The following is a 12,267-nucleotide window of genomic DNA, read 5'->3' on the forward strand; positions in this document are numbered from 1 at the left end:
GCCGCGCATTGTATCGCCCGGCCCGAACCCTATAAGGAAGGGCGAGCGAAGAGGACCGCAAGCCCAATGGCAGACCGCGACGATCTCACCACGCATTTCGGCTACGAGACCGTCCCCGAGGCGGAGAAGGCGGGGCGCGTCCACGGCGTCTTCTCCTCCGTGGCCTCGCGCTACGACATCATGAACGACGTGATGTCGGGCGGTATCCACCGCCTCTGGAAGGACGCGATGATGGACTGGCTGGCGCCGCGTCCGGGCCAGCGCCTCCTCGATGTCGCGGGCGGGACGGGCGATATCGCGTTCCGCTTCCTCAAGCGCGCGCCCACGGCCCAGGCGACCGTCCTCGATCTGACGGAGCCGATGCTCGTAGCGGGACGCAAGCGCGCGGAGGCCGAGCGTCTCGCGGGACAGCTCGACTGGATCGTCGGCGACGCGATGGCCCTGCCCTTCGCCGATCGCAGCTTCGACACGTACACAATCAGCTTCGGAATTCGGAACGTTACCCGGATCGGCGACGCGCTTTCGGAAGCCTACCGCGTGCTGAAGCCCGGCGGGCGGCTGATGGTCCTCGAATTCTCCCAGATCCCCAACGATCTGATGCAGCGGATGTACGATCTCTACTCCTTCAACGTGATCCCCCGCATGGGACAGGTGATCGCGAAGGATCGCGCGTCCTACCAGTATCTCGTCGAATCGATCCGGCGTTTCCCCGACCAGGAAAGTTTCGCGGGTATGATTGCGGATGCGGGGTTCGACCAGGTCCGGTACCGCAATCTCTCGATGGGAATCGCCGCGCTGCATTCCGGCTGGAAGCTCTGACGGGAGATGCGCGGACCGCACAACATCTGGCGGCTGGTGCGGACGGGTGCGACGCTCGAGCGGACGGGTGCCATGACGCTCGTGCTCGACGCGTTCGATGCGCCGCCGTCGCTGAGGCTCGCCGCCCGCGCTCTCGGTTGGCCCTTCAAGTGGCTGGGCTACAAGGGCGACGAGAGCCAGCCGCCAGCGACACGGGCGCTCTCGGCATTGGGTCCTGCCTACATCAAGTTCGGGCAGGTCCTGTCGACACGTCCCGACGTCGTGGGAGACGAGCTCGCCGCGCAATTGAGCGTGCTGCAGGACAAGCTTCCGCCCTTCTCACGCGAGGTGGCGATCGCCACGATCAAGAAAGAGCTTGAGATCGACGTGGACGACGTCTTCTCCAGCTTCTCCGAGCCCGTCGCCGCGGCCTCCATCGCGCAGGTCCACCGCGCGACGCTGCGCCAGACCGGGGGCGATGTCGCGGTCAAGGTCCTCCGGCCCGGGATCGAGCGGGCCTTCCGCAAGGATGTCGACGCCTTCTATCTCGCCGCGCGGCTCATCGACATGCTGCATCCCGCGGCGCGGCGGCTACGCCCGCTCGAGGTCATCAAACATTTCGAGGGCGTCGTGCTGGGCGAGCTCGATCTCAGGATGGAAACCTCTTCGAGTGCGGAATTCGCGGCCAATACGGAGCGGGACGAGGGGTTCCGCGTTCCCCGCTCCGAATGGTTCCTCTCCTCGCGCCGGGTGATGACGCTCGATTGGGCCGAGGGGATCCCGGCCAACGACATTCCCGCGATCGAGGCCGCCGGGCACGACAGGAAGGCGCTGGGAGAGAGGGTGCTGACGCTCTTCCTGCGCCATGCGCTCCGCGACGGGTTCTTCCACGCCGACATGCATCAGGGAAACCTGAAGATCGCGCGCAACGGCGACGTGATCGCGCTCGATTTCGGGATCATGGGGCGGCTCGACGAATATACGCGCCGGGTCTACGCGGAGATCCTCTTCGGCTTCATCCGCAAGGATTATCGCCGCGTGGCCGAAGTCCATTTCGAGGCCGGCTACGTGCCCGCAGACCGCGACGTGGACGAGTTCGCCCGGGCGCTCAGGGCCGTAGGCGAGCCGATCTTCGGGATGGACGCCACGCATATCTCCATGGGGCGGCTGCTGAATTACCTCTTCGAGGTGACGGAGCGGTTCGGGATGGAGACGCGAACGGAGCTCATCCTGCTGCAGCGCACGATGGTCGTCGTCGAGGGCGTGTCGCGGTCGCTCCACCCGCAGATCAACATCTGGAGCGTTGCGCAGCCGATCGTGGAAGATTACATCAAGGAGAATATCGGTCCGAAGGCGCTCATTCGCGACATGACCCGCACCGCGCGGGTGCTCTCCCGTTTTGGCCCGAAACTGCCGCATCTGGCCGAGGCCGCGCTCATGCGCGAATCGGAACCGAGGAATGCGAAATTGCCGCCGCTCTGGCCGCTTCTGGCGCTTTCCGGCTGGGCCGGCGCAGTGAGCGCCGCCCTCATCATCCTCGTCGCAAGCAGCTTTTAGCCCGCCGAAGCCTCGCGCACGGCGCTGACGTCGGTTGCGGGGATCTCCACCCCGCCCGCGAAGACCAGTGTCGCGCCGTCGGGCGACGAACGCACCTCGGAAACGCGGGCATAGGTCTTGACCGGCTCGGTCGCGACGAGGTTCTGTCCCTCGAAGCTCTCGACGCTAAAATCGTAGACGCCGGACTGTGCGAGCTTGCCGCCCTTCACCATGCCGGTCCATGTCACGGGCTCGCCGTTCGCGGAGATCGACTGGCGGTGAATCTCCGTCCCCGCGCGGTCCCGAACCACCAGATGATGCGTGCTGCCCGCGATCGGGCTCTCCGGATCGAGGGTGATGGGAGCGCCGGAGAACATGGCCGGCATCGTGGCCCGCGCCTCGCGACCGATCCAGCCCGAGAGGCTGCTCAGATCGCCGCCACCCGATTGCGCGACCATCTGCTCGAGCAGCTGGTTTCCGCGAACCTGTTGCTCGACATTGGAGAAAGTCGCGAGCTGGACCGCGAATTCCTCTGCGTTCATCGGCTTTAGCGGGTCCTGGTTCTGGATCTGAGTCGTGAGCATCGTCAGGAACGTATTGAAATCGGAACTGATCTTCGTCGAGGCCGTCGCGGCATCGTCGGCGGCGGTCGTGGAGGGCGTCTTGACGGTGGGCGTGGTAACGCTCGGCATGTCCATGCGGCAGTCCTACAATCTGAGGTCGAGGCGATCTTTGACGAGGTTCATCGGCCTGGCGTCCGGACGGCGGTCCGCCTCCGGCAGGTCCGAGGTCGGGGCGAATCCGGGGTCCTGCGACGTCTCGGAGGACGCTCCGCGGCCGTCGCGCCCGCCGAAGGAAATGTCGAGCGTGCCGAGATCCATCTGCCGGAACGCTTCCTGCAATTCGGCGGCGTGACGGCGCAGCAGGTTGAGCGTCTCGTCCCGCTCGACCTGGAGGACGATCGCGTGGCCCGTCTCCGTCGGAGACAGCGTCATGCGCACGGTTCCGAGCTCACGGGGCGAAAGTGTGATCTCGAGCGACCCCTCCTTCAGGCTGCGCGCGGCCTCGGCGATCTGCCGGGACGGCGGCGGTGGGGCGAATGCCTGTGTCAGGACAGTCGTGGCGGTGGCGCTCGGCGCGGGACCGGGCACGACGGACGCCGCCGCGGCGATCTGTTCACCGAAGCTTCGCCCCGCACCGCTCTCGATCTTCTCGGCGGGCCCGAAGGCAGTGAATGCACTCGGCATCGGCATAAAGGAAGCGCCGCCGGGGAATGTCTGCGCGACTGCACCTTTCGGCATGTCGGGAGCGGCAGGCTGGATTCGCGCAGGATCGTCCGCGCCCTTCCCCTCTTCACGTGCGGCGATGGCGCGGAAGACGATCTCTTCCCTGACCGGTTTTTCCGGGTTTTGCGGCATCGCCGGCCGGGCGAAGGCAGCGGCAAGGGTCTGCTCGGCAGGGGCGCGTCCCGATGTCGCCCGAACGCCTTCCGCCTGGCCGGGGATCGGATCCCCGCTTCGCTCGGATGGACGGCTCTCCGCACCCCGAAAATCCAATCGCAGTTCGTCTGGATCGCCCGGAACGAGCTCCGCACCTTCTGATTCGGATATGGGCGTGGCAGAGCCTATGGCCTCTCGATCGCGTCGCATCGCGATCTCCTCCGCGACGGCCGCGGTCGCGTCGCCCTCGTCGGTTTCGAGAGTATCGGACCCATTGGCCATGATTGCCTGTATGGCCATGTCGTCCGCGTCGTTCGCGACGCCCGTGCCGACGGCTTCGATCTCGAGGGCGTCTGCCTCCTCCGAGCGCTCATGGCCGGCGATCTCCGCCGCCTCCTCCGATTCGCCCTCGTCGATCGCGGCCGTCGGATTTGCTGCGTCGTCCGCACTTTCCTTATCAGTTGCTTCACCCTGATCGACTGTCTCGTCCGAGGTGTTCGCCGCACTGATTTCGCGTTCGACGTCTTCGTAAGCCTCAAGTTCGGCCGCGAATTCGAGCGACACGGCCTCCTCGGTCTCAAGGTCGGTTTCAGAGATATTTTCGGCCGGCGCAGTCGCTTCGGCTTCGTCTGCCTCTATCTCCGCGACATCGGTCGCCTCGGCCGGTGCTTCCTCGTGCGTCTCGTCGCGCCCTGCACGGGCGTCGAGACGATCGAGCGCACGGGCGAAACCGCCCGGATCTGCCGGCGTGCGCGGTCCATCCTGCGGGACTTGACGGCTCGGCCCCAAGGGGCGGCTCAGTATCTCGACGGGCTGCATGGCAATGCCTCTCTTCGCAACGCGGTCAAGATGACGGGATTTGGTTACCGTTCCTTTACCCGGGACCCGTTTATTTCACGTGTCCTCGAAACGGAGCACGCCATGATTCCCGATCCGATCGCGAAGCCGCTTACTCCCAATTCCGCGAAGAAGCCCGACCTCGAGGGCCTCCGCGCGGCGGCGGAAGCGCTCGAGACGCAATTCCTGTCGGAGATGCTGAAGGGTGCGGGACTTGAGGCGCGCGAAGGTGCCTTCTCGGGCGGTGCCGGGGAGGATCAGTTCGCGTCGATGCTGCGCGAGCGGCAGGCCGAGAGCATGGTCGCCGCCGGTGGAATCGGGCTTGCCGAGCAAATTTTCTCCGCCCTCGAAAGGTCCGCCCGTGCCGAATGATCCCATACTGAAGCGTTTCCTTGCGCTCCTCGAGGCCGAACGCGCAGCGCTCAGGCGTGGCGATCTCGACATGCTGAACCGGTTGGGCCCGAAGAAGGATTCGCTTGCCGGAAAGCTCGACATCGAAGGGCTCGACCGGAGCGACCTCGCGGCATTGGATCACGCGACGCGGCGCAACCAGGCGCTCCTCGAATCAGCGAAGACCGGTCTCGCCGCGGCACGGGATCGAATCGCGCGCATCAAGGCGGGTGCGCCGATGCGTACCTATTCGGCGCAGGGCGCGCGCGAGGATATCACCACGGGACGCTCGACGGTCCAGCGCCGGGCCTGACTGCGCGAAATGCCGCAATCCGTCACAAAAAGAAGAGCCGGATTGCGCCCCACCGTCCCATCGCGGAGAACGTCTTCGGAACGGAGACGCTCGTGCTGGATTCCACGGCCCGCAAACTCATCGACCCGCCGCTCGACCGCATCGGACGCGGCCTGGCGGAGCGCGGGATCGCCCCCGACCTGATCACGCTCGCGGGACTCGGTCTCGGGCTGCTCGCCGCCGTTTCCGTCGCGGCCGGGCATCCGTGGCTCGCGCTCCTCCCGCTGCTCGCGTCCCGGCTGGCGGACGGGCTCGATGGCGCCGTCGCGCGCGCCTCGCAGGCGACGGATTTCGGCGGCTACCTCGATATCACCGCCGATTACCTCTTCTACGGCGCGATCCCGCTGGCGTTCGTCATCGCCGATCCAGCCACGAACGCGATTTCCGGCGCGTTCCTCCTCACGAGCTTCTACGTCAACGGCGCGAGCTTTCTCGGCTACGCGATCCTCGCGGAGAAGCGTGGGCTCGAAACGAGCGCCCAGGGAAAAAAGTCGCTCTATTTCTCCAACGGGATCCTCGAGGGAACGGAGACGATCGTCTTCTTCGTCCTCATCTGCGCCATCCCCTCGATCTTCGCGCCCGCGGCCTGGATCTTCGGGCTGCTCTGCTTTGCCACCGCCACGCTGCGCGTGATGGCCGCGCGGCGCATCTTCTCCGCCCGAAAGGACTGACATGAAGGCCCAACTTCTCGCCGCCGCCCTGCTCTGGCCCGCAACGGTGCTCGCCGCCCCCGATCCCGCGGATTGGGAAGCCGTGCTCGACGAGGCGGAGGGGCAGACCGTCTACTGGTACGCCTGGGGCGGATCGACGGCCACGAACGATTTCCTCGCCTGGCTCGGCGATCGGGTGGAGGCGGAATATGGCGTCACCCTCGAACACGTGAAGCTTACCGACACGGCCGACGCCGTGACCCGTGTGCTGAGCGAGCGCGAAGCGGGCCGGGACACGGACGGCGCCGTGGATCTGATCTGGATCAACGGGGAGAACTTCGTCGCGATGAAGCAGGCGGAGCTTCTGTTCGGACCTTTCGCCACGGCGTTGCCGAACTACGATCTCGTTGTCGACGAGCAGATCGTGACCACCGACTTCGCCGAGCCGACCGAAGGCTTCGAAAGCCCCTGGGCGATCGCGCAATTCGTCTTCATGTACGATGCCGACGATGCGGAGCCGCAGGCGGACATGCAGGCGCTTCTCGACTGGGCGGAGGCCAATCCAGGACGTTTCACCTATCCCCAACCGCCCGATTTTCTCGGCACCACGTTCCTGAAGCAGGTGCTCACCTCGCTCGCGGATGATCCGTCGGTGCTGCAGGAACCGATGGCGGAGGGGCAGTTCGAGGAGGTGACCGCGCCCCTCTGGGACTATCTCGATGCGCTGACACCGAATCTCTGGCGTCAGGGTCGCGCCTATCCCGCCTCCGGCCCCGGGCAGTTCCAGCTTCTGAGCGACGACGAGATCGACATCGCCCCGAGCCTCTCGCCGAGCGAAGCCTCGACCGCGATCGCGAATTTCCAGCTACCCGACACGATTCGCACCTTCGCCCCCGAGGGAGGCACGATCGGCAATGCGAGCTTCCTCGCCATTCCGTACAATTCCGGCTCGATCGCCGGGGCGATGGTGGTGACGAACGAAATCCTCGACCCCGAAGTGCAGTTGCGCGCGCAGGATCCGGACGTCCTCGGCTACGGCACCGTGCTCGACATGGAGGCGCTGAGCGACGAGGAGGCGCAGGCATTCGAGGATCTCGACCAGGGGATCGCGACCCTTTCTCCCGCGGAACTCGGGACCGCCCTGCCGGAGCCGCATGCGAGCTGGGCCGACGCGATCGAGGCGGAGTGGGTCCGCCGATACGGCGTGACGCCCTGATCGCGTGAGCCCCGTCCTGCGGCTCCTGCCGGCGATCACCATCCTCGCGATGCTAGGCCCGGTGGCCGCCGGGCTCTGGGGGACGATCCTGCCCGCCTTCGGGCACCTGCCCGCGGTGGGGCTCGACGGGCCGTCCAGGGTCGCTCTCGACGGACTTCTCGACTGGCCCGGGCTCGCGGCGGCCGTCCGGCTCCCCGTGACGACGGGTCTCGCCGCGACATCGATCTCGCTCGTGATCGTGACGCTGATCGTTGCCGGCTGGTCGGGAACACGGGTCTTTGCGTGGTTCCTGCGGCTCCTCTCGCCGCTCCTTTCGGTGCCGCACGCCGCGGCTGCCTTCGGCCTGGCCTTTCTCGTGGCGCCGTCGGGGCTCGTTGCGCGCGCCGCGTCGCCGTGGCTCACGGGATGGGAACGACCGCCCGACATCCTCGTCGTGGGCGATCCCTGGGGGCTCACGATGGTGGCGGGGCTCGTCGCGAAGGAGGTGCCGTTCCTCCTCCTCATGACACTGGCCGCGCTGGGACAGAGCGCCGAGCGACAGAGCCTGCGGGTCGCGGGCGCGCTGGGATACGGCCGTGTCACGGGGTGGCTCAAGGCGGTCTTCCCGCGGGTCTATGCCCAGATCCGGCTTCCGGTCTATGTCGTGCTGGCCTATTCGATGTCGGTGGTCGACGTGGCGCTGATCCTCGGCCCGTCGACGCCGCCCACCCTGTCGGTCCAGATCGTCGCGTGGATGAGCGATCCGGACCTCGCGATGCGGGCCGTGGCCGCCGCCGGGGCGCTTCTGCAACTCGCGCTCGTCGTGGCGGCGCTCGGCCTCTGGCGGCTGGGCGAGGCGGCGGTCGCGCGGTGGGGCACGGCCTGGGCGGGCGGCGGAGGCCGCCGTCATCTCGACGAACCCGTCCGGCTCGTCGGCCTGGGCGCGGCCTCCGTCTCCGCGCTGTCGATCATGGCGGGGCTCGCGGTCCTCGCACTCTGGTCCGTCGCGGCGATCTGGCAGTTTCCCGACCTGCTGCCCGACGGCCTCTCCGCGCGGAGCTGGAGCCGTCAGGCGGGCGCGCTCGCGGCCACGACGGGCGAAACGGTGCTCATCGCGCTCGCCGCGGCCGGGATCGCCCTCGCCCTGAGCGTCGGCTGCCTCGAAGCGGAACATCGCCGCGGCCGGCCGATCTCCACGGCGGCACTATGGCTGCTCTACCTCCCGCTTCTCGTGCCGCAGACCGCGTTCCTGCCCGGATTGCAGACCCTCCTCCTGACCCTCGGAGCCGATATCGGTCGCGGGCCGGTGATCGTCGCGCATCTGGTCTTCGTGCTTCCCTATGTCTTCCTCTCGCTCGGCGATCCGTGGCGCGCCTGGGATCCGCGACAGGCGACCGTCGCGGCACTCCTCGGCGCCTCGCCGCTGCGCGTCCTCGTCGCGGTACGGTTGCCGATGCTCCTGCGCCCGCTACTGACCGCCTTCGCGGTCGGGCTCGCGGTGAGCGTGGGACAGTACCTCCCCTCGCTTCTCATCGGCGGCGGACGGGTGGCCACGCTGACGACGGAAGCCGTCGCTCTCGCCTCGGGGGGCGACAGGCGGACGATCGGGGTCTTTGCCATCGCCCAGACGCTTGCGGCCCTTTTGCCCTTCGCCGCCGCGATCGGCCTCCCCGCCCTTCTGTGGCGCAACCGAAGGGGGCTTCATGGCTGACGGCTTGCGGCTCGACGGAATCGCGATCGACCTCGCGGGAGAGCCTCTCCTGCGCATCGACGCCGAAGTGGGCCCGGGCGAAGTGCTGACCGTCATGGGCCGCTCGGGCGCGGGCAAGTCGACGCTTCTGGCCTATCTCACCGGAACGCTCGCGCCCACTTTCGAGGCGCGAGGCCGAATCCTGCTTGGCGGACGTGACATCACATGTCTTTCACCCGATCGGCGCCGGATCGGCATCCTCTTCCAGGACGCGCTTCTCTTTCCGCATCTGAGCGTCGGCGGCAATCTGGGCTTCGGGCTCAGGGGGGGAAGCCGTCGGACACGGCGCGACCGGATCGACGCGGCACTCGCCGAAGTGGGGCTCGAGGGTTTCGCGGAGCGGGACCCGGCGACGCTCTCGGGCGGCCAGCGCGCGCGCGTGGCGCTTCAGCGGATGCTCCTGTCGGACCCGCACGCGCTGCTCCTCGACGAGGCGTTCTCCGGTCTCGACACGGACCGGCGGGACCGCACCCGGACGATGGTCTTCGAAACCGCTCGGCGCAGGGCGTTGCCGGTGATCATGGTCACCCATGACGAGGCCGACGCGAAGGCGGCCGGCGGCGCGCGCATCCAGCTCGGTTGATCCGTCGGGATTACCTCAAATTCGACCGAATTCCCATTTCGCGATTAAAGCCTTCTTAGGGCTTCCAGGCGAGAAAGCAGGTGTTCAGAACGAACGGTGCACCGCAGCGCAAGGAACGCGGCGACACGGGTCAGGATGGCCATCATGGGACCGCACTCGGGGCGGTCCTGAATGGGCGCAAAAGCGTCTAACGGATATGTAAGGAATTTTACCATGACCAGCATCCTGACCAACAACGGCGCGATGGTCGCGCTTCAGACCCTCAAGTCGATCAACAACGATCTGTCCGACACCCAGAGTGCCATCTCCACCGGCAAGGACGTCGCGTCCGCCAAGGACAACGCTTCGGTCTGGGCCATCTCGAAAGTGATGGAATCCGACGTCAGCGGCTTCAAGTCCATCCAGGACTCGCTTTCCATGGGTGAATCGACGGTGGCCGTGGCCTCCGCCGGTGCCGAGCAGATCGTCGAAAAGCTGAAAGAGATGAAGGAAAAGATCGTCTCCGCCACCGGTGAGAATGTTGATAATGCCAAGATCGCGGATGACGTCACCGCGCTGAAGGACCAGATCACCGACATCATCGGTGCATCGCAGTTCAACGGTGCGAACCTTCTCAACACCGCCGGTAACGCCGGCATCAGCGTGACCTCGTCGCTCGACCGCGCTGCCGACGGCACCGTGACGGCAAAGACGATCGATGTCGCTTCCGTCGACTTCGAAGCCAACCTCGACCTGACCACCATCGATGTGAGCACGCCTGCTGCGGCCGATACGTCGCTCGCCAACATCGAGACCCTGATCGATACCGCCGTCGCCGGGGCCGCCAAGCTCGGTGCCTCCCAGTCGCGGATCAGCGATCAGAACGAGTTCATGGGCAAGCTCACGGACGCGATGAAGACCGGCATCGGCAATCTCGTCGACGCCGACATGGAAGAAGCCTCCGCCCGGCTGAAGGCGCTGCAGACGCAGCAGCAGCTCGGCGTTCAGTCGCTGTCGATCGCCAACCAGGCGCCCGGCGCGATCATGGCCCTCTTCCGCTGATCTTGAGAAAGCTCGGAGCGCCCTAGCGGGCGCTCCGGCATTTCAGATCTCCGATTGAAAGCCGTGGCCCGACCACGCCCGTCTCGAAAAGGACTCCCCCGGTGTACCGATCCCATCTCGCTCAATCGGCCTATGCGCCCAGCACCGCTACGTTCAAACCCGCCAAAGACGTCGAGTATGACGCTTTCGCCAAGATTACCGGCGCCATGAAGAGCGCCCAAACCATGCCGGAGAAGGTCGCGGCATTGCACCGGAACAAGCAGCTCTGGAATATTCTGGCGATCGATGTCGCCGACCCGGAGAACGCGCTGCCGATGCAACTTCGTGCCGAGATCCTGTCCCTCGCGCAATTCACCGGTAAGCAAACCAGCAAGATCCTTGCCGGTAGCGACGGAATCGATGTTCTGGTCGAAATCAATACCTCGATCATGCGCGGATTGCGCCCACCGAAAAGAGTCGCGGCATGACCGGCCTGGTTCTGAAACTCGCCCCGAACGAGCGCGTGCTCATCAACGGCGCCGTCATCGAGAACGGCAACCGCCGGGGTCGTCTCAACATCGTGACGCCGGGCGCCAACATTCTGCGCCTGCGCGACGCGATTCATCCCGGGGAAGCGAATACGCCCGTCAGACGGCTCTGCTATGCGGCGCAGCTCATCCTTTCGGGTGATATCAGCATGGCCGATGCGCGAGCCGAGCTCGGCGCCGGCATCCTGCAGCTCGGCGCGGCGATGAACGACCCAGAGAGCACGAAGATCGTGCGCGCCGCCTTCAAGGCGATCGAGGACAACCAGCCCTATTATGTCCTTAAGTCGCTTCGACAGCTCCTGCCGAGAGAGGAATATCTCCTCTCGATCGCCAAGCGTCCGCCTTCGCCGGACGCGATCGCAGCGCAATGAGCTTCCAACCCGTCGTTCCGTTCTCCGGCACGGCCGGCTACGCGTTCCTGCAGCGCACGCGGGAAAGCCAGCAGGCGGCGTTCGAACAGGCGCCGCTGATCAAGCGTAACGTGGAGGCGTTCCGGGACCGGATCGCCTCTATCACGTCGGCCGAGGAACTCGTTGCCGACCGTCAGCTCCTGGAGGTGGCGCTCGGTGCCTTCGGTCTCGACGAGGATATCAACAACAAGTACTTCATCGAGAAGATCCTGTCGTCCGACACCGAAGACCCCAAATCGCTCGCGTCGAAGTTCTCTGACAAGCGCTATTCGGCGATGGCGAAGGCATTCGGCTTCGGTGACGCGAACGGCCCCTCGCTGGATGTCGCGGGCTTCGCGGATCGGATCACCGATGCCTATCAGGACCGTCAGTTCGAGATCGCGGTCGGCGAAAGCGACAGCAACATGCGCCTCGCGATGAGCTTCGAGCGGGAGCTCGCGACAATCAACGATCAAACCGAGCTCTCCGACAACGCGCGCTGGTACTCCGTGATGGCCTCACCGCCGCTTCGCAAGGTGTTCGAGACCGCTTTGGGTTTGCCGCAGAGCTTCGGCACGCTCGATCTCGATCGCCAGCTGACGGAGTTTCGCGATCGGGCGGAACGGGTTTTCGGCACCTCCGATGTCACGGATTTCGCCGATCCCGACATGCAGAAGGAGGCCTTGCGTCTCTTCCTCGTGCGCGGGCAGATCGCCGACGGCCAATCGCAGATGGGCAGCGGAGCCAGCATCGCGCTCACGCTCCTGCAGGGCGGCTAGG

At 66.2% G+C, this 12,267-nt stretch carries 14 protein-coding genes; 12 read left to right on the plus strand and 2 right to left on the minus strand.

The features are described 5' to 3' along the window. The first annotated feature begins 66 nt into the window (after positions 1-66). A complete protein-coding gene (gene ubiE, locus LX81_RS13025; RefSeq protein ID WP_111537768.1) occupies positions 67-819 on the plus strand; it encodes a bifunctional demethylmenaquinone methyltransferase/2-methoxy-6-polyprenyl-1,4-benzoquinol methylase UbiE in 753 nt (250 codons plus the stop codon). Between the two features lie 6 nt (positions 820-825). Further along, positions 826-2,355 carry a 2-polyprenylphenol 6-hydroxylase gene (gene ubiB, locus LX81_RS13030; protein WP_111537769.1) on the plus strand — a complete coding sequence of 510 codons (1,530 nt, stop codon included), beginning with the start codon at positions 826-828 and terminating at the stop codon, positions 2,353-2,355. On the opposite strand, the gene LX81_RS13035 is transcribed toward ubiB, so the two are convergent. Continuing rightward, the gene (locus tag LX81_RS13035; RefSeq protein WP_111537770.1) at positions 2,352-3,032 is read right to left on the minus strand and encodes a flagellar hook capping FlgD N-terminal domain-containing protein; all 681 of its coding nucleotides are present in this window, start codon (positions 3,030-3,032) and stop codon (positions 2,352-2,354) included. The two genes, ubiB and LX81_RS13035, sit on opposite strands and share 4 nt — an antisense overlap. A gap of 9 nt (positions 3,033-3,041) precedes the next feature. Next, a complete protein-coding gene (locus tag LX81_RS13040; RefSeq protein ID WP_111537771.1) occupies positions 3,042-4,592 on the minus strand; it encodes a flagellar hook-length control protein FliK in 1,551 nt (516 codons plus the stop codon). 102 nt (positions 4,593-4,694) lie between these two features. Between LX81_RS13040 and LX81_RS13045 the strand changes: the two genes are divergently transcribed. From LX81_RS13045 to LX81_RS13090, 10 genes are all read left to right on the plus strand, one after another. After that, positions 4,695-4,982 (plus strand): rod-binding protein, encoded by a 288-nt coding sequence (locus LX81_RS13045; protein ID WP_111537772.1) that lies wholly within the window; start codon positions 4,695-4,697, stop codon positions 4,980-4,982. After that, positions 4,972-5,313 carry a hypothetical protein gene (locus LX81_RS13050; protein WP_111537773.1) on the plus strand — a complete coding sequence of 114 codons (342 nt, stop codon included), beginning with the start codon at positions 4,972-4,974 and terminating at the stop codon, positions 5,311-5,313. The genes LX81_RS13045 and LX81_RS13050 overlap by 11 nt, the downstream gene beginning before the upstream one ends. A gap of 92 nt (positions 5,314-5,405) precedes the next feature. Further along, the gene (locus tag LX81_RS13055) at positions 5,406-6,023 is read left to right on the plus strand and encodes a CDP-alcohol phosphatidyltransferase family protein (RefSeq protein ID WP_111537774.1); all 618 of its coding nucleotides are present in this window, start codon (positions 5,406-5,408) and stop codon (positions 6,021-6,023) included. A gap of 1 nt (position 6,024) precedes the next feature. After that, a complete protein-coding gene (locus LX81_RS13060; RefSeq protein ID WP_111537775.1) occupies positions 6,025-7,218 on the plus strand; it encodes an ABC transporter substrate-binding protein in 1,194 nt (397 codons plus the stop codon). A 49-nt stretch (positions 7,219-7,267) separates the two neighbouring features. After that, a complete protein-coding gene (locus tag LX81_RS13065) occupies positions 7,268-8,908 on the plus strand; it encodes an ABC transporter permease (RefSeq protein WP_111537828.1) in 1,641 nt (546 codons plus the stop codon). Then, a complete protein-coding gene (locus LX81_RS13070; protein WP_111537776.1) occupies positions 8,901-9,530 on the plus strand; it encodes an ATP-binding cassette domain-containing protein in 630 nt (209 codons plus the stop codon). The genes LX81_RS13065 and LX81_RS13070 overlap by 8 nt, the downstream gene beginning before the upstream one ends. A gap of 213 nt (positions 9,531-9,743) precedes the next feature. After that, positions 9,744-10,571, plus strand: a complete 828-nt coding sequence (locus tag LX81_RS13075; RefSeq protein WP_111537777.1) for a flagellin N-terminal helical domain-containing protein — start codon at positions 9,744-9,746, stop codon at positions 10,569-10,571. Positions 10,572-10,672: 101 nt separating this feature from the next. Further along, the gene (gene flaF / locus LX81_RS13080; protein WP_170133935.1) at positions 10,673-11,038 is read left to right on the plus strand and encodes a flagellar biosynthesis regulator FlaF; all 366 of its coding nucleotides are present in this window, start codon (positions 10,673-10,675) and stop codon (positions 11,036-11,038) included. Further along, positions 11,035-11,469 (plus strand): flagellar biosynthesis repressor FlbT, encoded by a 435-nt coding sequence (gene flbT, locus LX81_RS13085; protein ID WP_111537779.1) that lies wholly within the window; start codon positions 11,035-11,037, stop codon positions 11,467-11,469. Before flaF ends, flbT begins: the two co-directional genes overlap by 4 nt. Next, positions 11,466-12,266 (plus strand): DUF1217 domain-containing protein, encoded by an 801-nt coding sequence (locus LX81_RS13090; protein WP_111537780.1) that lies wholly within the window; start codon positions 11,466-11,468, stop codon positions 12,264-12,266. Before flbT ends, LX81_RS13090 begins: the two co-directional genes overlap by 4 nt. Position 12,267: the final 1 nt, after the last annotated feature.

It is taken from the genome of Palleronia aestuarii (assembly GCF_003253995.1).
Lineage (GTDB): Bacteria > Pseudomonadota > Alphaproteobacteria > Rhodobacterales > Rhodobacteraceae > Palleronia > Palleronia aestuarii.